Below are 20,427 nucleotides of genomic sequence, written 5' to 3'. Positions count from 1 at the left end.
CGCGCCGATTGCCGCAGCCCTACCGTGCTGGTTCCGCCAAATCCTTGGCTTTCAAGTCGCGCGGCAGCACCGTCAGCAACAGGACTGCACAGAGCGCGCACAAACCACCGATGACGTAGAGCGCGGGCGTCGTGCTGCCGGTCCAGTCCTTCACCGACCCGACCATGACCGGGCTGACGATGCCGCCAACCTGCCCCAGCGTATTGATGAGCGCGATCCCGCTCGCTGCGCCGGCGCCGGCGAGAATCTTCGGAGGCAACGTCCAGAAGGTTGGAATGGCCGCAACCACACCACCGCCAAGGATCGCGAGCGCGCCAACCAGCGTGACCACGTTCCGGTCGAATGCGCCGGACGCGAAGAAGCCGACCGCTGCGGCCAGGATCAGGCCCGCGACGAACTTCGGGCGCTCGCCCGAGGCATCCGACAATCGCCCGACCACGATCATGCAGATGGCGCCGCAGATGTAGGGCACCGCCGTGAGGAAGCCAATCGCAGCCGCGCTGCCACCGCCGGCCGCCTTGATCAGATCGGGCGCCCAGAAATTAAGGCCGTAGGACGCGATCTGGATCAGGAAGTAGATGAAGCCGAGCAACAGCACGCCGGGCATGAGCAAGGAGCGCCACGCCGAATGCTCGCCGATTTCGCCCTTCTGGCGATCCAGCTGCCCCGAGATCAGCCGCCGCTCGTCATCGCTCAGCCATTCGGCCTGCTCGATCCCGTCATCGAAGCGCAATAACACGACGATGCCGAGCGCGACGCAAGGAATGCCGCCGGCCAGGAACAGCCACTGCCAGCCGGCGAGGCCATGCAGCCCGTGCAGATAATTGAGGATGAGACCCGAGATCGGTGCGCCGATGATTCCCGAGAATGCGGTGGCGAGAAAGAACACGGACGTCATGCGGCCGCGATGCGATTTTGGAAACCACAGTGTCAGATAATAGAGAATGCCGGGCGCAAAGCCGGCTTCCATCGCGCCGATCACAAAGCGCAGCGCGTAGAACTGCCACTCGCTGTTGACGAAGACCATGGCGGCCGTCGCCAGGCCCCAGGAGATCATGATGCGGGCGATCCAGCGCCGTGCGCCGAAACGATAGAGCAGCATGTTGCTCGGCACTTCCAGCAGCACATAGCCGACGACGAACAGGCTGGCGCCAAATCCGTAAGCCGTGTTGCTGAGGCCGAGATCGGCCTGCAATGCGGCCTTGGCGAAGCTGATGTTGACGCGATCGAAGAACGCGAAGAAGTAGCAGACGATGATCAGCGGCATCAGCCGCCACGCGATCTTCTTGATGACTTGATGCTCGGTAATTCCAGTATCGAGGTCGGCCGTCGTCGCCGTTGCAATCGTCATGGTTTCCTCCAATTTGCTTTAAGATTTTGATTGGCGGCCGCTCAGCCAGAGCGCCGCAGTCGTTCGGGTATGGGATGCAGATCGAGAGGACGGCCGGCCTTGGCGACCTGCCCCGGCACCTCATGTCCAACCAGTCCGGGCAATCGTAACGACAGATCGATCAAGCGCTGCAGATCGAGACCGGTCCGCAAGCCGATCTCATGGCAGAGATTGACGAGGTCTTCGGTACAGACATTGCCGGTGGCGCCCGGCGCAAATGGACATCCACCGAGACCGCCGAGGGCCGCATCGAAGCGGCGCGCGCCGGTGTCGTGGGCCGCGAGGACATTGACCAGTCCGAGCCCGCGCGTGTTGTGGAAGTGAAGCGTGAGCATGTCCGCGGGGACGAGCATCAGGACCTCGGCCACCAGCTGCGAGACCTGGTTGGGATTGGCCATGCCCGTGGTATCGGCAAGCGTGACGCCGTCGACACCGAGGTCGAGATAGCGTTTGACGATGTCGAGAACCTTCTTGAACGGCTGAACGCCCTCGAACGGACAGCCGAACCCGGTCGCAACCGTGGCGTTGACCATGGCACCACCGGCATGGGCCGGCTTCACGGTCTCGGCGAGCGCAGCGAGCGATTGCGCGTGCGTCATGTTCATGTTGGCGCGATTGTGCGTCTCGCTCGCAGACATCACGAAATTCAGTTCGTCAGCGCGGGCCGCCACCGCCAGCTCGGCGCCCTTCCGGTTCGGCACGAGCGCCGTGTAGATCGTGCCCGGACGGCGTTCGATGCCGGCGAAGACGTCCGCCGCGTCGCGCAGCGACGGGACCGCGGCCGGCGACACGAACGACGAGACCTCGATGCGGCCGAAGCCGATCGCGGACAGCGAATTGATGAGCCGAACCTTGTCGCTGGTCTCGACCCATTGCGCCTCGATCTGGAGGCCGTCGCGCGGGGCCACCTCCTGGATCATGATATCGGGCGGTGTTGCCATCATTGCACCGCTCCGCTGCGGCGCAGCTGCGCGATATCGGCAGGCTGCAGGCCAAGGGCCGTCAGCACCTCGTCGGTGTGCTGTCCCAGCGTCGGGCCGGACCATCTGACCGCGCCGGGCGTGTCGGAGAGCTTTGGCGCGATGCCCGGCATCTTCACGGTGACGTCGCCCGGCAGCTCGGTCGGCAGGATCATGTCGCGGGCGGCGTAGTGGGGATCGTCAACGATATCGGCGACCGAATAGATCCGGCCCGCAGGAACATCAGCCGCATCGAGGCGCGCGAGGATCTCGTCCATCGTCCGCTCCGACGTCCACGCGGCGATGGCGGCATCGAGCAAGGCGTTGCTGCGGACGCGTCCGTCATTGCTGGCGAGCGCCGGATCGTCGGCAAGGTCCGGACGGCCGACCACCTGCATCAAGCGCTTGAAGATCGCATCACTATTGCCGGCGATGACGACGTGGCGGCCATCGGAGCTCGGATACGTATTTGAGGGACTGATGCCCGGGAGGGCCCCGCCGGTGCGGGTCCGGACGTGCCCCATGAGATCATATTCGGGGACGAGGCTCTCCATCAGATTGAACACGCTCTCGTAGAGCGAGACGTCGACGACCTGCCCTCGCCCCTGCCCGGTCTTGACGCGCAGCAGCGACATCAGCGCACCGATCACGCCGTGGAGCGAGGCGAGGCTGTCGCCGATGCTGATGCCGACGCGGGCCGGCGGACTGTCCGGATCACCCGTGGTGAAGCGCAGTCCGCCCATGGCCTCGCCGATTGCACCGAACCCGGAGCGGTCGCGATAAGGCCCGGTCTGCCCATAGCCGGAGATGCGCACCAGCGTAAGGTCGGGGTTGAGCTTCGACAGCACATCCCAGCCGAGGCCAAGTTTCTCGAGGCTCCCCGGCTTGAAATTCTCGATCACGACATCGGCTTGCGCGGCCAGCCGCAGCGCCACGTCGCGTCCATCCGGCGATTTCAGATCGATCGCGATCGACTTCTTGTTGCGCGATTGCAGATACCACCAGAGCGAGGTGCCCTGATGCAGCTTGCGCCATGTGCGCAAGGGATCACCGCTGCCGGGCTGCTCGATCTTGATGACCTCAGCGCCGAACTCGGCGAATAGCCGCGCAGCAAATGGCGCAGCGATCAATGTTCCGAGTTCGACGACCCGTATTCCTGATAGTGGTCCGTCCACGTTCGGCGCTCCTCGATCTTCTTTGATCGTGGTGTCGCCGAGCGCAGGGTCTTATGTCCAATATCCTTTGATGAACACGCGTTCGCGGACGACGAACGAGGTTGAGGCCGGCGTCAATGCGGCCTGCCAGGCGATCGCAGATGCTCGAGCATCAGCTGGCTCGTCGCCGACAATCCTGCCGGATCTCGCGCGACCAGCACCAGCTCGCGATCGGCCCAGTCGTCCGTCAGCTCGATCGCCGTCAGGTTCATGCCGTGACTGAGGACCTCGAACGCACGGTCCGGAATGAGGCCGATGCCCATGCCGGCCTGCACCATCCGGCACACCGCATCGAAACCCGGCACATGGACTCGCAGCCGGATCGACTTGCCGATCTGCTGTGCGGTGTAGTGCGAACGAAGATAGATCGAGCTGGTCGCAAACAGGCCGACATGGTCGTAGTCGAGCGTATCGGCGAACGACACGTCCGTCGCGCCCGCAAGCGGATGATCCGTGCGCACCACGATGACGAGGCGATCCCGCCGGTAGGCGAACCGCTCCAGCCCGCGGGTCGAGACATCCGCCGAGCAGATGCCAATCTCGGCTACGCCCTCCTCGACGCCCCGAACGACATCGGCGCTCGGACGCTCCTGAAGGTCGAGGCGCACCAGCTCGTGCGCGCGGAAGAAGCCGGGCAGATCGTCGGGAAGGAACTCGACGATCGACGACAGATTGGCCAGCATCCGCACATGCCCGCGCACACCCCTCGCGTGCTCGGCCATGTCGACGGCGATCTTTTCGACGTTGAGCAAGGTCACCCGCGCATGATGCAGCAGCGATTCGCCGGCCGGCGTCAGCGCCATGCCGTTGGGATGCCGCTCGAACAGGGCGACCTCGAGCATCTCCTCAAGGTCATGCATGCGCTTGCTGACGGCCGACGGCGCGATCGCCTCGCGCTGGGAGGCGCGCGTCAGATTGCCCTCTTCGCAAATGGCGATGAACAGCCTGAGGGTCGTGAGGTCGATCCGTCGGGCGATGTTGATCTTGGCCGCCCCGCTCGCTGGGCGCGACGATTGCGATTTCTCTTGCATGGTCGGTTTCTCATCCGGGAGGATATCGCGTTCGGCGCCCATGGATTTCTCAAAATCCGGGGCGGGCGCCCTCCGGTTTGGAATCTGATACCAATAGGAGGCAGCAATCTGCGATTTTGTTCCAAGCGGCGCATCGCTTGCTCGCGCTTGTGATCGCGCCTAATTCAAATGACCGGGATAGCAGTGGCGGAGACCAGCACTTGATCGACATCGACCAGATTCGTGCCGACACGCCGGCCGCCGGCCGGCTCGCGTACCTCCACAATGCCGGAGCGGCTCTCATGCCGACCGCCGTCGTCAATGCCATGAAGCAGCATATTGATCTGGAGAGCGAGATCGGAGGCTATGCCGCCGCCGACCGCGAGGCCGAACAGCTCGATGCGGTTTACGGCTCGGTCGCACGCCTGCTGAATGCGGCGCCCGACGAGGTCGCCCTCATGGAGAACGCGACGGTCGCCTGGCAGATGGCGTTCTATTCGCTTCCATTTCGCCAGGGCGATCGGATCCTCACCGCCGAAGCGGAATATGCCGCCAACTATGTCGCGTTTCTTCAAGTCGCGAAACGAACTGGCGCGACGATCGATATCGTGCCGAGCGATGCCAGCGGAGAGCTCGATGTCGCCGCGCTCGAACGCATGATTGACGCGCGCGTGAAGCTGATCGCGATCACCTGGGTCCCGACCAATGGCGGGCTGGTCAATCCCGCGGCGGCGATCGGCAAGATTGCGCGGGAGCACGGCGTTCCCTACTTGCTCGATGCCTGCCAGGCCGTCGGCCAGATGGAGGTCGATGTCGAGGCCATCGGCTGCGACATGCTGTCGGCGACGGGGCGCAAATTCCTGCGCGGCCCGCGCGGCACCGGCTTTCTCTATGTCCGCCGCGCGCTGCTGCAGCAGCTCGAACCGCCGATGATCGACCATTTCGCGGCGCCGTGGGTCGCACGGAATGAATACCGGCTGCGCGACGATGCGCGCCGTTTCGAGACCTGGGAGAACAACTACGCGGCCCGGCTGGGGCTGGGCGCTGCCGTGGACTACGCCCTCGATATCGGTCTTGGCCCGATCGAGCAGCGCTGCCACCTGCTCGCCGATCGCCTGCGTGCCGGCCTTGCATCCATTCGTGGCGTCACAATTCGTGACCTCGGCCGCACGCCGGGCGCGATCGTCAGCTTCACGATGGAGGGGCATGAAGCGGATGCCATCGTCCGCAGCGCCGCTGCGGCCGGCATCGCCATCGGCGCTTCGGATCCGGCGAGCACCCGCATCGACGCCGAAATCCGCGCGCTGCCGCCGCTCGTGCGCGCATCCCCGCATTACTACAACACGGAAGCCGAGATCGATCGGCTTGTCGATCACCTCGCGGGTTTGGCGGCGCGGTAGCGGCGCGCACTGCTCAGGTGCAGCGCGCGCTCAGTCCGGATGCACTGAGCCTCGCCATGACCTCGTCGAGATGCGCGGCGTCGCGGGTCTCGATGACGAGTTGCAGCAGGGTCGCCTTGGCCGGCAGGTCGGAGAAGGTCCGCTGATGCGAAACCTCGATGATGTTGGCGCCAGCCTCGGCCAGCAGCCCCGCCACCGCAGCGAGCTGCCCGGGCCTGTCGGGGATATCGAGCGACAACTGGGTCAGCCGCCCCTCGCGCGCGAGCTCGCGGGTGAGAACGGATGCGATCAGCCGCGTATCAATGTTGCCGCCGCTCAGCACCAGGCCAACTTTCTCGCCGGCGAAGCGGGAGGGATCGGACATCAGCGCGGCAAGGCCGGCGGCGCCGGCGCCCTCGACGACCGTCTTCTCGATCGAGATCAGGGTCGCGACCGCGCGCTCGAGCTCGGCTTCGTTCACGAGCGCGATGTCGTCGACGAGGCCGCGGACGATCTCGGTGGTGATCTTACCCGGCGACTTCACCGCGATGCCTTCGGCGAGCGTGTCGCCGCGTGCCGGCAGATTGCCGTCGTGGATGGCGTTGTACATCGAGGGATAGAGCCAGGCTTCGACGCCCAGGATGCGCAGCGACGGCTTGATCGACTTGGCGGCGATGGCGATGCCGCTGATCAGCCCGCCGCCGCCGATCGGGACGACCAGCGTATCGAGCCCCGGCACGGCCTTGAGCATCTCAAGGCCAACGGTGCCCTGGCCCGCGATCACCAGCGGATCGTCGTAAGGATGGACGAAGATCATGCCGCGGGCTTCGCCATGGCTGCGCGCAAACGCCGCCGCCTCTTCCAGAGTTTCGCCCGTGACCACCACTTCGGCGCCATGGTGCCTGGTGTTCTCGATCTTCACCATCGGCGTGCCCACAGGCATCACGATGGTGGCGGGAATGCCGAGGCGCCTCGCATGATAAGCGACGCCCTGGGCGTGGTTGCCCGCCGACATCGCGACGACGCCGCGCGCACGCTCTTCCGGCGTCAGCGCGGTGAGCCGGTTGAGCGCGCCGCGCTCCTTGAACGAGGAGGTGAACTGCAGGTTCTCGAATTTCAGCCAGATGTCGCAGCCGCAGATGTTGCTCAGCGTGCGGCTGTAGCTGCAGGGCGTCTCGACGACGGCGCCGCGGATGGTCTCGGCGGCGGCATGGATGTCGCGAGGTGTGACCGGATAGCTACCGAGATCCGCGGACATGTTTTGGGACAACTCAGCCATAGGACAGCATAGAGCATTTAGCCGGCTCAGGCGATAAGCCGGCCGCTATTTGGTAAATTCCCGGGAGCGCGAGGCACGCCATAGCGTCCACAGCGTGCGCAGCCGCGAGGCCGGCTGCGGCGTAAACGGATTGCGCGCTGGCTGCGCCAGGCGCTTGAGATCGGCCCGCACCAGCCCGAGCGGCAGAAAGGCTGGCCGGGCCGCGGTTGGCAGCTCCGCCAGCAGCGATAGCGCCGTCGCCAGATGCTGCTGCGCTTCGCCCGTGAGCTGGTCCAGCACGGCACGCAGGTTCGGCGTGTCCTTGCCGGCGAACACGTCCTCCATGTTGCAATTGTGGCGCGCCAGCACCTGCTGGGGCAGGAACAATTGCCGGTGCGCCGCATCACGCGGCAGGTTCGCGATGACCTGCGCGATGCCCTGCGCCAGCCCGGCGTGACGGGCGAGATGCTCGGCCGCGTCCGAAGGCGGCGCCATGATGCGGGCCGCGAGTGCAAACAGCGCCGACGAGGTCGCTGCCAGATAGCCTTCCAGCGCCGTCGTGGTCGGCATCGGATCGTTGTAGAGATCGAACTGGTGCTCGTCGACGAGCAGCGACAGTGGTTCGACCGGCAGGTCGAAATCGCGGATCGCGCGGAGCAGCTCTGCCGCCACGGGATTGCCCTCGGCGCTGCCATGGACATGGCCCGCGAGCAGATCGGTCCACCATTGAAAGCGGATCTCGCCCGGCAAGGGCTGGCTCACCTGGTCGCGGACGCGGACGATCTCGACGTTGAAGGCATAGAGTGCCAGCAGCGCGCGGCGCTCGGCGGCAGGCACGAACAGCGTCGCGGCATAGCGCGGAAAGTCATGGCCGCGCAGCAGATCGGCGCAGTAAGTCACGGTGTCCGGCGGCGCGGCGCTGCTCATGGCACGGCGATCAGCGCGGCCGCGACACGGCGCCGTTCGCCGATCATAATGTTGTAGGTGCGCACGGCTGGACCGGTCTGCATCGTGTCCAGCACCACCCTCACCGCCTTGAGCGCCTGGCGCAGCTCCGGCGGCGGCAGCCAGAGCCCGGTTCCGGTACCGATCAGCAGCGTGTCGATGCCGTTGGCGGCCGCGAACACCCGGTCCAGCGAATAGCGGTCGATCTTGGCGGGATCCGTCACGTCCCAGGCCCAGATCGCGTCGGGCAGGCAGAGCAGCGAGCCGCGATGCGACATGCCGGCAAAGGCGAAACCGCCCTTGCCATAAGCCTCGATCGGCGCCGAGCGCGGGAAATGCGGAGCGTTGGGATCGCCGGCCATGAACTTCGTCCGAATGGGCTGACTACCCTCGCAAACTCGTGCGAGGGCATAGGGTTCGGATCACGCCTTGGTTTTCTTCGCCGGCGCAGCCGTATCGGGCGCATCCTCGCGGTGCTCGCCGACGCCGAGATAGATCAGGATCGGAGCCGCGATGAAGATCGAGGTGTAGGTACCGACCAGCACGACGCCGAACATCATCACCGCGGTGAAGCTGTGAATGGCGTGACCGCCAAACAGTAGCAGCGCCAGCAGCGCCAATGTCACCGTGACGTGGGTGATGATCGAGCGCGACAGCGTCGAGTTGATGGACTCGTTGAGCAGCTGCGGCATCGGCATCTTCTTGTAGCGGCGCAGCATCTCGCGGATACGGTCGTAGATGACGACGGTGTCGTTGAGCGAATAGCCCAGAATCGTCAGCAGCGCGGCGATGCTGGTCAGGTCGAAATCGACCTGGCTGATCGACATGAAGCCGATCGTCAGCACGATGTCGTGCACGTTGGCGATCATGGCGCCCAACGCGAACTGCCATTCGAAGCGGAACCAGAGATAGATCAGGATCGCGACGATCGCGAGCATCAGGCCGAGCATACCGTAGGCCAAAAGCTCTCCGGCGACGCGCGGACCGAGCACCTCGGTGCGCTGAATGTCGACGCTCTCGCCGAGCGCGCCACGAAGCTTCTGCAGGGCTGCCTGCTGCGCGGCGTCGCCCCCTGGCTGTTCCGCAACACGGATCAGGACGTTCTCGGGGCCGCCGAACTGCTGCAACTGGACTTCGCCAAGACCCAGGGCGTCGAGCGTGGTGCGCATCGCCGCGATGTCGGCAGTGCCGGACCTCGCCTTCACCTCGAGCAGCGTGCCGCCCTTGAAGTCGATACCGAGGTTCAGGCCGTGGGTGAAGAACAGCGTGATCGCGACGATCGACAGCACCGCCGAGATCGGGAAGCTGATGCGGCGGAAGCGCGTGAAGTCGAAATGCGTGTTGTCCGGAACGATGCGCAGCGACGGCAACAGGCCAAGCGCCGCGACCACGGTGAGAATGGCAATGAGGACGCCGAGCCCGATGAGAACGGTGTGAGTCACGATCAGGCTCCTAGATCGGCACGCTCTGCGGCCGCTTCCACCGCACCCACCAAGCGACGATCAGCCGGGTCAGGGTGAAGGCGGTGAACACCGTGGTGATGATGCCGATGCCGAGCGTCACGGCGAAGCCGCGCACCGGGCCGGTGCCGATGTAGAACAGCACCGCGGCAGCAATGAAGGTGGTGATGTTGGAATCGAGGATGGTTGCGAGCGCGCGCTTGAACCCGGCGTCGATCGCCGAGATCGCGTTGCGGCCGCCGCGCAGCTCCTCGCGGATGCGCTCATAGATCAGCACGTTGGAGTCCACCGCGATGCCCACGGTGAGCACGATGCCGGCGATGCCGGGCAGCGTCAGCGTGGCGTTGAGCAGCGACAGCAGGCCGAAGATCATGGCGACGTTGATGGTCACCGCGATGTTGGCGAACACGCCGAACAGCCGGTAGGTCAGCAGCATGAACACGATCACGAGGATCGAGCCGACGTAAGCCGCAAGCTCACCCTTCTCGATCGAGTCCTGGCCGAGGCCCGGGCCGACGGTGCGCTCCTCGACTACGGTCAGCGGCGCCGGCAGCGCGCCGGCGCGCAGCAGGATGGCGAGATCGTTGGCCGATTGCACGGTGAAGCTGCCGGAGATCTGGCCCTGGCCGCCGGTGATGGGCTCGCGGATCACGGGCGCCGAGATCACCTTGTTGTCGAGCACGATCGCGAAGGGCAGCCCAACGTTTTCCTGCGTCGCCTGCGCGAATTTGCGCGCCCCCGACGTGTTGAACTTGAAGCTGACGACCGGTTCGCCGGTGCGCTGGTCGAAGCTCGCCTGGGCGTCGGTCAGGTCACCGCCGGCAACCAGCACCTGCTTCTTGACCACGTAAGGCGTCGGCGGCGGTGAGGCACTCATCAACAGCTCGGATTCCGGCGGCAACCTGCCCTGCTGCGCCTGATCCGGCGGCACGGAGGTATCGACCATGCGGAATTCCATCTTCGCGGTCTTGCCCAGCAATTCCTTCAGACGGGTCGGGTCCTGAAGGCCGGGGACCTGCACCAGGATGCGGTCGTTGCCCTGGCGCTGGATCACGGGCTCGACGGTGCCGAGCTCGTTGACGCGGCGCTCGACGATCTGGATCGACTGCTCGATGGTCTTGCGCATGCGGTCGAGCATCGCGGCCTGCGGGATGGTCAGGCGGATCACGCCGCCGCCGGCATCGGTCACCTCGAGGTCGCGCTGACCGCTCGATCCCATCAGACCGCCCAGCGGCTGGGACAGCTCGCGCAGCTTGGCGAGCGCCGGCTGCACGTCGGTCTCCTTGGTGATACGCACCTCGGCCGCGTCGTTGCGTACGGTGACGCCGCCGGTGAAGCCGATCTTGGCATCGCGCAGCGTCCGGCGCACGTCGTCACGGATCTGATCGAGCCGCTCCTTCTTCACATAGGCAGAATCGACCTCGAGCAGCAGATAGGAGCCGCCCTGGAGGTCGAGGCCGAGCACGAGCCGGCGCTGCGCCCAGGCCGGCCAGGTCTTGACCTGCGCTTCGGGAAAGAAGTTCGGGACCGCGCAGAGGCACACGATCAGCGCCGTCAGGATAATCCCGAGCGCCTTCCACCGCGTGAAATACAACATCGACTGGACCTGTCAGATCAGGAGACTTGAGATGCTCGCGGCAAAGCGCTCACTTGGCCGCGGTGTCGTCCTTCGCGCTTTCCTTGGCCGGCTCGCCCTTGGCGCGCACGCCGGAGATCATCTGGCGCATCTGCCGCACGCGCACGCCATCGGAGATCTCGAATTCGATCTGGTCGTCATCGACGACCTTGGTGACCTTTCCGACGAGGCCGCCCGAGGTCACGACGGTGTCGCCGCGGCGGATGTTCTTCACGAGGTCGGCATGGTCGCGGACCTTCTTCTGCTGCGGACGCAGAATCAGGAAGTACATGATCACGAAGATCAGGGCGAACGGCAGCAGCGACATCAACATGCTGTTGGTGTCACCGGCGCCCGCAGCCTGGGCATACGCAGGGGTAATCAACATTTCGGACGATCCTCGTGAGAACGGGGGACAGCCGGTCAGGCCCTCAAAGGCGACCGGTTCGGTCAAATTCGCGCGGACTATAGCGGCCACCGCCCCAATTGCAACGCTGCCAGACCGTCGATTTGGCCACCTTGCGGCGCGCCGTCAGGCCCGATAAGGCTGCGTTCTCAGGAACTTCGGACATGCCCAAAAAACCAAGCAAAAGCCCGGCCGGCAAAGGCCCCCGTACCCCTGCCAAGAAGCCTGCCCGCCTCGCGGCAAATCGCCCCAAGGGGGCCGTCAAGGCAGCCGCCACAGCAGCCTCAGACCTTAACCAGGAACGTGTCGTCCGCGCGCTGGAGACGATCGCGGCACACCTTGCCGCCCAGGGCAAGCCGATCGCTGAACCCGCCTCGTTCGACCGGGCGGACGCCTATGTCTGGCACCCCGATGGCCGCCTCGCGCCGGTGCCGCGGGTCAGCCGCGTCGAGCTGTTCCTGCTCAAGGGCGTCGACCGGATGCGGGACATCCTGATGGAGAACACCGAGCGTTTCGCCAACGGCTTGCCCGCCAACAACGCCCTGCTCTGGGGCGCGCGCGGCATGGGCAAGTCGTCGCTGGTGAAGGCCGCGCATGCCAGCATCAATGCGGACCGCAAGCCGGCAGACAAGCTGAAGCTGATCGAGATCCATCGCGAGGATATCGAAACGCTGCCGATGCTGATGGAGAAGCTCCGCGACGCCAGCTTCCGCTTCATCGTGTTCATCGATGACCTCTCCTTCGACGGCAATGACGCGTCCTACAAGTCGCTCAAGGCCGTGCTCGAAGGCGGCATCGAGGGCCGGCCCGAGAACGTCATCCTCTACGCCACTTCCAATCGCCGCCACCTACTGGCGCGTGACATGATCGAGAACGAGCGCTCGACCGCGATCAATCCCGGCGAAGCAGTCGAGGAGAAGGTCTCGCTGTCGGACCGCTTCGGCCTGTGGCTCGGCTTCCATCGCTGCAGCCAGGACGAATATCTCGCCATGGTGCGCGGCTATTGCAGCCATTTCGGCATCAAGGTCGACGACGAGGCGCTCGAGCGCGAGGCGCTGGAATGGTCGACCACGCGCGGCTCGCGCTCTGGCCGCGTCGCCTGGCAGTTCGTGCAGGAGCTTGCAGGACGGCTGGGTGTGAAGCTGACGGCGACGTAGCGGTCGGATCGCACCCCGGTTGCGGCTGTCTTTCCCCGAAGACGGGGAATCAAGGACGCGTACGTATCAAACCCGCCTCTGGCGGCGTTTAGGGACCTGGGGGGCCGAGTTTGTACACTGCGCTTCAACATTGATGTTGAGCAGGCGCGTGCCCTCACCCGCGAGCGCGCTTGCGCGGGTCGCGCGCAGAGCTCCCTTCTCCGGTTGATCCCCTTACTTCATCACCCTGTGCCGGGTCGGCGCAACGGTGCTTTCCGGCGCGGCGGACGAAATCGCGTAGAAGAGGCGCGATTTGCCGTAGGGGCATGATCCTACTTAGTAATAATGTGCCTCGAGGGTGTCGGCGGCGTTGCCGCCGGGGGCGAAAGATTGAACGTCAGCCAGACGTTCCAGCCCGCTGGCCGATTTTCATTGGCGAATTCGCCGTAGGCCTTCAGGTTCAGATATCCCTGCATGTCTCCGACCGGGAAAATGTAGCCGACCTGCGGTCCAGCGCCGAGCACTCGCGACCGGAAACAGCCGACGCGATCGCCGGAGCCGCTGTCGCAGCCGAGCTGCTGATAGGCGTAACCCACGAGGCCGACCTGCCACTGCTTGGTCAGGAATTGCGACGCGCCCCAGTCGAAGTGCATGTCGACGCCGCTTTGATATTGAGTGGAGGGGTTGACGAAGTTGTATGTAAATCCCAGCACCCCTGAAAACTCGTGCCCGGTCTTTGGATTGAAATAAGTATAGCCACCTCCAGCGTCGATTGCCCAATGCCCGAGCCCTAAATTTGCAAGACGATCCGACTGATAGGCCCCAACCGGGATGTCCCCGGTGATGTAGGTCATGTAGTTGTGAACACCGGCGTTCCATTTCAGCTGGAACATCGGAAGCAGATCGCCAAATGCAGTGATCGAGCTGTCGATGCTGTCGAAGCGCGAGAATGGCAATACTCCGCCTCCTGGTCCCGTCACTGTCCCCACCAGTGATCCCGCCAACGACGTCGAGTTGGAGCCGTAGACACCCAGCAGGGAGGCCTGCGCCTGCGCGCCCAGCACCGGTGTCGCAAAGGTGTAGGTCCCGACTAAAAGGCCAAGATCCACATTCGCCTTGACGTTCGCATTCACGTTGACGTTCAGATTCGCGGGAATGCGACCGATCGTGATCTCCCGTGCCCGCGCCACGTCGCCGCCGGCGGAAACCGAGGTATGATAATAAATCGAGGTCACCGACCAGCCGGGCGCCTGCGCGGGGGCGGCGGCGAGGCTGCCAAAGAAGCCGGGTATCCAGAAGCTGACACCGCCTTCATCGGCTCGCGCCGCATCATTGGGGAGCGCGAGTAAGGTGGCAATTGCCGCCGCGCCCAGCCGACAAACGAAACCAGTCCTTGGTGTCAATTTCTTGCTCTTCATCGCGGATCTCCCATCCTTTCACGGTCTGCAACGGAGCCGGATTGCGTGACCAGAAATCTCCCAATCTCGAAGCAAGCACCTCTCACCTCTCGGGGAAGAGCAGTGACAATTCGGCCCGCAACTGCCAACTCGGCGTGCCGGTTGGACGAACGACGTTGTAATAGCCGGCTATATTTGCACTCACTGGCTGGTCGCCGATCTTGAAGATTCGGCCGAAACCGCCACCGATCGGTACGGTCCACTGCTGACCGGGGGCCGCCAGCCAGTTCGCGGTGATCACAGGTGAGCTTGTCAGGTACCACCCGTGCGCCATGTTGTAGTTGACGAACGGCTGCGCGAGAAATGCGTTTACGGGCGGCCGCAATGGATTGCCGCCAACTGACCACTGATTGTTGACCAGCACGCCGATCACCCAGTGTCCGGGCGTCACGAGGGCAACGGCGGTCGGACCGAACAACACCTTACCGGTTCCGAGAATCGGATCGCTCGCGGACGGAACCGTGAAGACGGGACCGACGCCCCAGATCAGAGTGCCTGGATGGGTGGGGGTGAAAAAGAACTGCTGGGTAATGTCGCCAATTCCATTCGTGTTGTTGTTAAAAAACGGACTAGGTTGACTGATCACGGGCATGATGGTGCGCGAGATCACATTCCAGTCCGCGTTGATGCGCAGCGGTATGACTGGCTGAATGTTGAGGACTTCCTGGGTGCGATTGAACGGCCCGGCGTTGAAATTCGTATTGCTTTGGAACGGAACGCTGACGAGATCGGCGATAGGATTCTGTGATTTCTTGGCTAGGTCTTCATCTTCGGAGTGCTCGGCAGAATGCGCGGTTCTTGCCGGCGCGACCGTATCGGGAAGCCCGCTCTCGAATTTGTAGTTCGCACCAAGCTTGACCATCTGAAGGTCGCGGTTCAGCGGGATGGACGGGACGGTGGGCGAAGTCCATTGTCCCAGCCCAATGTAATCGTATTCGAGTTTGAGCGTCCAATTCGCCTTGAAGCCGTACTCGATACCGACGCCAGCCAGCCAGCCAGAGCTGGTGTTGGACCCCTGCCAAGCGACGCCGGGGAAGTTCAACGAGGCATTGCTGCGCACCCAGCCACCGCCAAGCTTGGTGTAAAAAAGCCAGCGGTCTTCCACGAGCCCGACGCGGCCTGCCACCGTTCCGATCCAGTTCTGGCTCACCGAGCCGAGCGTAGGAGTCGGAAGCACGGGATGACCAAATGTCGCCCCATCGAAATCACCTTCCACGCCAAACAAAAGATGGCCGGCCTGGAAATTGTAGCCGGCCTGAACGCCACCGATGAATTCCGTCAGCCCGCCATATAAATTGTTGCCTGGAATGTTCAGGCTGCCGCTGGTCCAGGCCCCACCGACATTTGCGCCAAGATAAAACCCTGACCAATTGTATGGCGGCGGAAGAGCGGCCGGAGCCTTCACCGGCATATCCGCAGCACGCGCAGTGACGCTCACCAAGATAGCAAGCAGAGCCGCAAGGAACGACTTCATGGCACGCTCCCATATGGGGTAACGATATTGCCAGAATTTCCCGTCGCGTCCTCATTCAACTACAACTAGTTATTTTTGACTGTCTCTTACGGGACACACCCGGCGAGAATGTCGATCGGCTGGGTGCTTACCGCACACGAGGCCGCTTTTGGCCCGTTTGAGACAGACCAACCGGCTCAGAATTGTCCGCTTATGGGGTAGACCGGAAGCGACGGGTGCGTCGGCCATGTTCCAGGCCCGATGTCCGTTGTGAATTGGCCACAACCCGAAACTTAGTTGGCGTGCTCTGCCCAATAGCGTGCATTTAGCTTGATGGTTGATTCGCACATTCGCGCGGCCAGGAGCCTTACGATCTCGCCTCTAGTCAAACGAAAAGATCCTCTTCCAGTCCTTCTTCATGTCCACAACGGTCCACCTGTTCAGCGCTGCAGCATCGAGAGCGACATCGAGCTTGCCGAAATGTGATTGGCGATCGTAGGCATATTCACGTTCCGCGTCGGTATGGTGGACGATCAGGCCGAACCGCGCGCCGCTGGTACCGAGCGTCGCCCATTGCAGCATTTCGAGGTCGCCATCGGAGTTCCCGAAGGCGGCGATCGGACGCCGGCCAATGTGGCTATTGATCCCGATCGGCTTGCCGGCCTTGTCGTCGATGAAATCGACCTCGGGCAAGCGAAATAGAACCGGCGTGCTGTCGCGCATTTCATAGCGAGTCTTGATTGACGATCCGACGACCTGCTCGGGAGGCACTCCATAAGTCGTCTCGGTCCATGGCCGCATGAATTCGATGCCGCCACCTGACACGATGAAGGTCTTGAAGCCGTTGGTGCGGAGGTAAGCGAGCAATTCGAGCATAGGGTGATAAACGAGTTCGGTGTAGGGGCGTTTGAAGCGACCATCACGCGCGGTCGCAAGCCACTCTGTGACGATCTTCTCAAACTCCGCTGTCGTCATGCCGGCGTGAGTCACCGCCACCAGCTCGGCCACGCCCTTTTCTCCGAAAGCTGCGAGCGCCTTCAGGTCGCCGTTCAGCACGGCCGCGAAGGGCTGCTTTTCCTTCCATTCCGGAGGCATGGGCGCAAGAACCTTCACGCGATCCAGCGCAAAAGCGAGCTGCACATACATCGGCTGCTCGATCCAAAGCGTCCCATCGTTGTCGAAGGTCGCGATGCGTTGATCGGGCGGTACGAAATAGGGCCCGCCACTCTCCGTGATCCGTGCGACGAAGTCGACGATCGAAGCTTTCGTCGGGCCGTCATTCCAAGATGGCAGAGGTCCGGCTTGCGTCTGGGCCATGGCCGACGTGGAACGTAGAGCGGCAGATAGAAACGGAAGCATCGCCAGAGACGAGAGCAGCGCGCGACGGTCAAGGCGTGGAAATCGCATGATCTGTTTCATTGTCGATCCGTTTTCGATTGTGCGGTCCCCACCGGCCAACATTGAAGGTGCGTGCGAGGCTGGCGTAGCGCTGCTGTTCGTCGCACGCTTGCCGATATGCTGCTTCGCGAGCAGTTGGATTCGGACCGCAGTGGATTGGCGAGCGCCGAAAGCGACGCCCGCCATTCATACTGATCCACTAGTCGCTGCGACCGGCGATTTTGGCCTGCTTGACCTGTTGCAGCACCTGCTCGAGGTTGTAGCTCGCCGGGTCCTGGAGCGGCGGGTACGGAATATAGCTCTCCAGTTCCTTCAGCCAGAGCGCCTGGCCGATGGGCAGCATGTTCCAGTCATAGACGTAGGCTGTAGAAGGGGAGCCGATGACGCCGCCCAGGCCCATGAGTGTCTTGTATTGTGCACCAATGGAGGTCTCGAACGGGTCTCGCTTGATATTGACGACCTGGGCCCAGTGATAAGGAAGCGCTCCGGCAATAAAGCCCTGCGGCGCGTCGGACACCATCGTGAAGTAGATCTTCCAGTTCTTGTAGCGCACCGCCGACGGATCCTTGCCCGAATAGTAGAAGAAGGTATCGCGCGCCGACTTTTCCGAACGTCCGGAAAGGTACTCGGCCTGATCGACGCCATCGAGCGTCGTCTTGACGATGCCGGGATATTGGCCGGCCTCGATGCGCTTCTTCAACTCGTCTCCCTTTGCGCCGCCCGCGATGCTGACAAACGTCGGCAGCCAGTCGAGTGACGCGAAGATGTCGTTCTTGATGGTACCGGGCTTGATGACCCCCGGCCAGCGAACGAGCGCCGGTGCGCGCATGCCGCCTTCCCAGGTGCTCAGCTTGCCGCCCTTGAACGGCGTGGTGCCGCCGTCCGGAAAGGTGATGGTTTCGGCACCGTTGTCGGTCGTGAACACGACGATCGTGTTGTCGAGTTGTCCCATGTCCTGGAGCTTCTTCAGCACATAGCCGACGTTGTCATCCAGCTGCTTCATGCCGGCCTCGTTGAGGCCCCAGTCCTTGCCACCGGGCTCGCCGACCATGGCCGCGTACTTGTCATTCAGCACGGTCGTGATGTGCATGCGCGCTGGGTTGTACCAGACGAAGAAAGGCTTGCCTGTCGTCTTCGGATCATTGCGATCGAGGAAGTCGATGACCTTGGCCGAGATTTCCTCATCGACACCCTTCGATCGCTCGAGCGTCAGCGGGCCCTGGTCGACGCACTGCTGAGTCCTGCCCGTACCATCGGACTTGCACGACAGGATGTTGCGCGGAGGCGTCAGGCAAACCGCCGTTTTCGGATCGACCGCGCCCGGTACCTCCGGGATGCCGGGGATCGGCGTATTCTTGCATGGCGGAGCAACCGTCTGCTGGGTGGGGGACTTGTTGATGTCAGGGAAACTCACGCCCTGCATAGCATCGAGGTGATACAGGTAGCCCCAGTATTCCTGGAAGCCGTGCGCGGTTGGCAGTGCGTCGGTGTGATCGCCGAGATGGTTCTTGCCGAATTCGCCGGTGTTGTAGCCGAGATCGAGCAAGAACTTGGCGAGCGCCGGGGTGCCGGGCCGCAAATAGGACGGGCTGCCGGGCAATTGCGGAGGAATCATTCCCGTTCGCAGCGGATGCATGCCGGTGAAGAAGGCATTGCGGCCCGCGGTGCAGCTCTGCTCGGCATAGTAATGCGTGAAGATCGCTCCTTCGTTGCCGATGCGATCGATGTTGGGCGTCTCGCCGACCATCAGGCCGCGATGGTAGATGCTCGGCTGATACAGGCCGATGTCATCACCCATGATGAAGAGGATGTTGGGCTTTTGCGCCGGCTGCTGGGCGGCTGCCGGAGTGCTGACCAATTCCTGCGACGGTATCATTATTGTCGCACTGAGCAGCGCTAGACAGGACCGCTTGATCCAGCTCCGCGTCTTGCCCGGCGTTGCAACCGAAAGCTTGTCATTGAATATGCAATTCAACATGGCATTGCTCTCCCGTTATGATGCGTTAGAGACACCTCGCCTGATGCACCGAAATCCAAGATGACTTGTGGATGTGTCGACCGGCTCGGCATGCCGCGCAGCCGGCCGGTAGCGCCGGCAGTAGTTCGGCGCGCACAAATGCGAGCCGCCTTTGATGACCTTGCGTGGAATCTTGACGTTGGTCGTTCTGGGGTCGTAGCTGTCGGCCTCGCGGCCGCCGCGCGGGTTCTCTGGAATGCAGCAGGCTTTTGCAGCGTCGGCCTCATGCCGAGGCGAGTACCAGTCGGACGTCCACTCCCAGACGTTGCCGATCATATCGTGCAGCCCGTATCCGTTCGGCGGAAATGCGGTGACCGGCGATGTCCGTTCGTACCCATCGTCGCCGGTATTTTGGCGTGGAAATTCGCCCTGCCAGGTGTTGGCCATGTGACGGCCCTCGGGCGCAAATTCATTTCCCCATGCGAACTCGGCGCCATCCAGCCCGCCGCGCGCCGCGAATTCCCATTCCGCCTCGGTCGGCAAATCCTTGCCGGCCCATTTTGCGTAGGCGATCACGTCGCTGAACGCCACATGCACGACGGGATGATCGTCCAGCCCACGAATGTCGCTGCCCGGCCCGTAGGGATGCCGCCAGTCCGCGCCTTTGGCGAAGGTCCACCACTGGCTGAAATCCTGGAGACTGACCGGATACGCGGGCGGAGAGAACATCAGCGAACCCGCGTAGATCATATGCGGGAGCATTCCGGGATAGTCCTTTGGATCGGGCGTGATCTCGGCAACGGTGACGTGGCCGGTAGCTCTGGCGAACGCCTTGAATTGCCGGTTCGTCACTGGATGGCGATCCATCCAGAACGCATCCACGGTGACGCGGTGGACCGGCGCTTCCTCCGGATAGTGCCGATCCGAACCCATGCGAAACGTGCCGCCCGGCACGTACAGCATTCCCTCATCTGCTGGATGCTGGAGCGATTGTCCGGAGTGAGGCGGTGATTTCGTATCAACCAGCTTCATGCCAATCTCCGGACCCGTGCGTCATTGGCCTGCGCCGCTACGGAAACGGAACGCCACTCTTCTAGGTTGATCTAGATCAAGGGTACCGGATCGGGTCTTTCACGCTGGCACTCTCCGCTGCGCCGTCGAAACCGAAGCAAACTCAAAACACTAGAAGATCGCACCGACAGCCATCGGCTACTTTGCATGGGGTTGTTTTTCGAAATTTGATTTTCCGCTCGCAAAAGACTCAGTGAGCCATGGTTCGAGGCAGCATCTCGGCTTGGCGACCGCCGCCTCTGGAATAGTGGATCGCCCGCTCGAGTGCGCAATGCGCACAAGGCGGGCGATGACAGCATATTTGTGGTGATTGCGCGCC

Annotated in this window: 17 protein-coding genes; 2 read left to right on the top strand and 15 right to left on the bottom strand. The window is 63.3% G+C overall.

What is annotated here, in order from left to right:
• Nucleotides 1–19: 19 nt before the first annotated feature.
• The 4 genes from BRAGE_RS0114285 to BRAGE_RS0114270 form a co-directional block, all read right to left on the bottom strand.
• Complete coding sequence (locus BRAGE_RS0114285; RefSeq protein WP_027559309.1) at nucleotides 20–1,351, bottom strand: MFS transporter; 1,332 nt, start codon at nucleotides 1,349–1,351, stop codon at nucleotides 20–22.
• Between the two features lie 41 nt (nucleotides 1,352–1,392).
• Nucleotides 1,393–2,334 (bottom strand): hydroxymethylglutaryl-CoA lyase, encoded by a 942-nt coding sequence (locus BRAGE_RS0114280; RefSeq protein WP_027559310.1) that lies wholly within the window; start codon nucleotides 2,332–2,334, stop codon nucleotides 1,393–1,395.
• Entirely contained in the window at nucleotides 2,331–3,524 is a 1,194-nt protein-coding gene (locus BRAGE_RS0114275; RefSeq protein WP_027559311.1) for a CaiB/BaiF CoA transferase family protein, read from the bottom strand. Before BRAGE_RS0114275 ends, BRAGE_RS0114280 begins: the two co-directional genes overlap by 4 nt.
• Before the next feature lie 113 nt (nucleotides 3,525–3,637).
• Nucleotides 3,638–4,594 (bottom strand): LysR family transcriptional regulator, encoded by a 957-nt coding sequence (locus BRAGE_RS0114270; protein WP_051378460.1) that lies wholly within the window; start codon nucleotides 4,592–4,594, stop codon nucleotides 3,638–3,640.
• A 200-nt stretch (nucleotides 4,595–4,794) separates the two neighbouring features.
• Between BRAGE_RS0114270 and BRAGE_RS0114265 the strand changes: the two genes are divergently transcribed.
• On the top strand, nucleotides 4,795–5,973 hold the full coding sequence (locus tag BRAGE_RS0114265) for an aminotransferase class V-fold PLP-dependent enzyme (protein ID WP_027559313.1): 1,179 nt from the start codon (nucleotides 4,795–4,797) through the stop codon (nucleotides 5,971–5,973).
• A gap of 13 nt (nucleotides 5,974–5,986) precedes the next feature.
• On the opposite strand, the gene BRAGE_RS0114260 is transcribed toward BRAGE_RS0114265, so the two are convergent.
• The 6 genes from BRAGE_RS0114260 to yajC are packed head-to-tail and all read right to left on the bottom strand — an operon-like array spanning nucleotide 5,987 to nucleotide 11,618.
• Nucleotides 5,987–7,231, bottom strand: a complete 1,245-nt coding sequence (locus BRAGE_RS0114260; protein ID WP_027559314.1) for a threonine ammonia-lyase — start codon at nucleotides 7,229–7,231, stop codon at nucleotides 5,987–5,989.
• Between the two features lie 45 nt (nucleotides 7,232–7,276).
• Nucleotides 7,277–8,137 carry a phytoene/squalene synthase family protein gene (locus BRAGE_RS0114255; RefSeq protein ID WP_027559315.1) on the bottom strand — a complete coding sequence of 287 codons (861 nt, stop codon included), beginning with the start codon at nucleotides 8,135–8,137 and terminating at the stop codon, nucleotides 7,277–7,279.
• Nucleotides 8,134–8,517: an Mth938-like domain-containing protein gene (locus tag BRAGE_RS0114250; protein ID WP_027559316.1), complete on the bottom strand. Its 384-nt coding sequence runs from the start codon at nucleotides 8,515–8,517 to the stop codon at nucleotides 8,134–8,136. The genes BRAGE_RS0114255 and BRAGE_RS0114250 overlap by 4 nt, the downstream gene beginning before the upstream one ends.
• 60 nt (nucleotides 8,518–8,577) lie before the next feature.
• Nucleotides 8,578–9,597, bottom strand: coding sequence for a protein translocase subunit SecF (secF, locus tag BRAGE_RS0114245; protein ID WP_027559317.1), 1,020 nt, complete (start codon nucleotides 9,595–9,597; stop codon nucleotides 8,578–8,580).
• Between the two features lie 10 nt (nucleotides 9,598–9,607).
• Entirely contained in the window at nucleotides 9,608–11,212 is a 1,605-nt protein-coding gene (gene secD, locus BRAGE_RS0114240) for a protein translocase subunit SecD (RefSeq protein ID WP_027559318.1), read from the bottom strand.
• A gap of 49 nt (nucleotides 11,213–11,261) precedes the next feature.
• On the bottom strand, nucleotides 11,262–11,618 hold the full coding sequence (gene yajC, locus BRAGE_RS0114235; RefSeq protein WP_027559319.1) for a preprotein translocase subunit YajC: 357 nt from the start codon (nucleotides 11,616–11,618) through the stop codon (nucleotides 11,262–11,264).
• 182 nt (nucleotides 11,619–11,800) lie between these two features.
• On the opposite strand from yajC, the gene BRAGE_RS0114230 reads away from it, so the two are divergent.
• Nucleotides 11,801–12,793, top strand: a complete 993-nt coding sequence (locus tag BRAGE_RS0114230) for an ATP-binding protein (RefSeq protein WP_027559320.1) — start codon at nucleotides 11,801–11,803, stop codon at nucleotides 12,791–12,793.
• 311 nt (nucleotides 12,794–13,104) lie between these two features.
• Here the strand turns inward: BRAGE_RS0114230 and BRAGE_RS0114225 are convergent, their stop codons facing one another.
• From BRAGE_RS0114225 to BRAGE_RS0114205, 5 genes are all read right to left on the bottom strand, one after another.
• Nucleotides 13,105–14,190, bottom strand: coding sequence for a SphA family protein (locus BRAGE_RS0114225; RefSeq protein WP_084334322.1), 1,086 nt, complete (start codon nucleotides 14,188–14,190; stop codon nucleotides 13,105–13,107).
• Nucleotides 14,191–14,272: 82 nt separating this feature from the next.
• Nucleotides 14,273–15,703, bottom strand: a complete 1,431-nt coding sequence (locus BRAGE_RS0114220; RefSeq protein ID WP_027559322.1) for an outer membrane protein — start codon at nucleotides 15,701–15,703, stop codon at nucleotides 14,273–14,275.
• A gap of 360 nt (nucleotides 15,704–16,063) precedes the next feature.
• The gene (locus tag BRAGE_RS0114215) at nucleotides 16,064–17,101 is read right to left on the bottom strand and encodes an HAD family hydrolase (protein ID WP_084334324.1); all 1,038 of its coding nucleotides are present in this window, start codon (nucleotides 17,099–17,101) and stop codon (nucleotides 16,064–16,066) included.
• 178 nt (nucleotides 17,102–17,279) lie between these two features.
• Complete coding sequence (locus BRAGE_RS0114210; protein ID WP_231164033.1) at nucleotides 17,280–19,058, bottom strand: arylsulfatase; 1,779 nt, start codon at nucleotides 19,056–19,058, stop codon at nucleotides 17,280–17,282.
• Nucleotides 19,059–19,073: 15 nt separating this feature from the next.
• Nucleotides 19,074–20,069: a formylglycine-generating enzyme family protein gene (locus tag BRAGE_RS0114205; protein ID WP_027559325.1), complete on the bottom strand. Its 996-nt coding sequence runs from the start codon at nucleotides 20,067–20,069 to the stop codon at nucleotides 19,074–19,076.
• Nucleotides 20,070–20,427 lie beyond the last annotated feature (358 nt).

The organism is Bradyrhizobium genosp. SA-4 str. CB756, assembly GCF_000473125.1.
Classification (GTDB): Bacteria; Pseudomonadota; Alphaproteobacteria; order Rhizobiales; family Xanthobacteraceae; genus Bradyrhizobium; species Bradyrhizobium arachidis.
This window is presented reverse-complemented; position numbering and strand designations above follow the sequence as displayed.

Coding starts and splice junctions, on each gene's coding strand:
- BRAGE_RS0114260 (WP_027559314.1), bottom strand. CDS start 7,231: ATGGCTGAGTTGTCCCAAAACATGTCCGCGGATCTCGGTAGCTATCCG.
- BRAGE_RS0114215 (WP_084334324.1), bottom strand. CDS start 17,101: ATGAAACAGATCATGCGATTTCCACGCCTTGACCGTCGCGCGCTGCTC.
- BRAGE_RS0114225 (WP_084334322.1), bottom strand. CDS start 14,190: ATGAAGAGCAAGAAATTGACACCAAGGACTGGTTTCGTTTGTCGGCTG.
- BRAGE_RS0114205 (WP_027559325.1), bottom strand. CDS start 20,069: ATGAAGCTGGTTGATACGAAATCACCGCCTCACTCCGGACAATCGCTC.
- secD (WP_027559318.1), bottom strand. CDS start 11,212: ATGTTGTATTTCACGCGGTGGAAGGCGCTCGGGATTATCCTGACGGCG.
- BRAGE_RS0114210 (WP_231164033.1), bottom strand. CDS start 19,058: ATGTTGAATTGCATATTCAATGACAAGCTTTCGGTTGCAACGCCGGGC.
- BRAGE_RS0114280 (WP_027559310.1), bottom strand. CDS start 2,334: ATGATGGCAACACCGCCCGATATCATGATCCAGGAGGTGGCCCCGCGC.
- BRAGE_RS0114255 (WP_027559315.1), bottom strand. CDS start 8,137: ATGAGCAGCGCCGCGCCGCCGGACACCGTGACTTACTGCGCCGATCTG.
- yajC (WP_027559319.1), bottom strand. CDS start 11,618: ATGTTGATTACCCCTGCGTATGCCCAGGCTGCGGGCGCCGGTGACACC.
- BRAGE_RS0114270 (WP_051378460.1), bottom strand. CDS start 4,594: ATGCAAGAGAAATCGCAATCGTCGCGCCCAGCGAGCGGGGCGGCCAAG.
- BRAGE_RS0114250 (WP_027559316.1), bottom strand. CDS start 8,517: ATGGCCGGCGATCCCAACGCTCCGCATTTCCCGCGCTCGGCGCCGATC.
- BRAGE_RS0114285 (WP_027559309.1), bottom strand. CDS start 1,351: ATGACGATTGCAACGGCGACGACGGCCGACCTCGATACTGGAATTACC.
- BRAGE_RS0114220 (WP_027559322.1), bottom strand. CDS start 15,703: ATGAAGTCGTTCCTTGCGGCTCTGCTTGCTATCTTGGTGAGCGTCACT.
- BRAGE_RS0114230 (WP_027559320.1), top strand. CDS start 11,801: ATGCCCAAAAAACCAAGCAAAAGCCCGGCCGGCAAAGGCCCCCGTACC.